Genomic DNA, 1,354 nt, shown 5'->3' with positions numbered 1-1,354 from the left:
CTGGCGAAGAGTTACTTGAACAGATAAAATTGGAAAAGCAGCAACTCATTAAAGAAGGCAAGTTGAAGAAGTCTGCTTTGACTGATTCTGTTATCTTTCGTGGTGACGATAACAAGTATTATGAGAGGATAAATGCGCAAACCGTTGAGATTGAGCTTCCTTTTGAATATCCTAACAATTGGTCTGTGCTACGTTTGAAAGATATATGCCAACTGATAGACGGTGAAAAAAGAAACGGAAAGGGCATCTGTCTGGATGCAAAATACCTACGTGGTAAATCATCTGCTACCATTGTAGAGAAAGGAAAATTTGTCTATGCCGGAGATAACATCATTCTTGTAGATGGTGAAAATTCAGGTGAAGTTTTCACTGTTCCGCAAGATGGGTATATGGGGAGTACATTCAAACAGTTATGGCTCTCTTCGGCTATGTGGAAACCATATATTTTGGCTTTCATTCTGTTCTATAAAGAGGATTTGAGAAATTCAAAAAGAGGTGCGGCTATTCCGCACCTCAATAAAGAGTTATTCTACAATCTGCCTATTGGTATTCCACCTTATCAAGAACAGCAGCGTATTGCAAAACGGATAAATGAACTATCGCAGTTGCTCAAATAGTTTTTCTATTTGAGCAACAATGCGTTGTTGTTCTTTAATCGGAGGTAATGGTATTAATATTTCTTTTACTTTTGCTATACTTACACCACCTATAATGCCCGTTTTATTTAGGTTAAATAGTTCAAAGAACGATGGTGACTGTAGATAATAGTACATGTATTTCCCGATTCCAACAAATGGTGAGAAACAACATAACTTATTCCCAAAACATACATCTTGATTCAGTATTGCAATTTTTCTTCCGGCACTTCCACCTTCAATACACATCAATATTGAGTTATTGGGAGCAAGTCTAAAATCAGGTTCATATTGTTTTGGAATCGCAATGCCATTATCGTAAATAATCCGATTATTAAAATCAACATCCTTAGTTCCAATATAATAACGTCCTATAACATCTGTAAATTTTGATTTCTTTTCAGTTTCACTAATACTGTTGCCAGTGTAAATGTTTGCAATATGAGAAAGTCTTGTCCATACCCAATTCTTGGGAGTTTCAAAAGGTATCTGTTCTGTTATATCTAAGCACTTTTTACCTACCTGCTCATAATACTTGTTATCGTCACCACGAAAGATAACAGAATCAGTCAAAGCAGACTTTTTCAACTTACCCTCTCTGACGAGTTTTTCTTTTTCGGTTTTAATCTGTTCAAGTAACTCTCGGGCTGTACCTTCCTCTGCAATCTGTGGAACAAGTTTGCCTTGTATTGCCTCTTGAAGAATAGATTTTCTTATGA

The 1,354-nt window shown here is 36.2% G+C and carries 2 protein-coding genes; one reads left to right on the top strand and one right to left on the bottom strand.

The window, feature by feature from the left end:
• Positions 1-617: restriction endonuclease subunit S (locus BACFIN_RS0219595; RefSeq protein ID WP_007750411.1), on the top strand; the 617-nt coding region annotated here is incomplete at its 5' end.
• Here the strand turns inward: BACFIN_RS0219595 and BACFIN_RS21560 are convergent.
• The coding region (locus BACFIN_RS21560; RefSeq protein ID WP_007750410.1) for a restriction endonuclease subunit S at positions 597-1,354 on the bottom strand (758 nt) is incomplete at its 5' end. The genes BACFIN_RS0219595 and BACFIN_RS21560 overlap by 21 nt on opposite strands.

Source organism: Bacteroides finegoldii DSM 17565 (assembly GCF_000156195.1).
Lineage (GTDB): Bacteria > Bacteroidota > Bacteroidia > Bacteroidales > Bacteroidaceae > Bacteroides > Bacteroides finegoldii.
The sequence above is the reverse complement of the archived record's forward strand: the minus strand, read 5'-3'. Positions and strand labels throughout refer to the sequence as shown.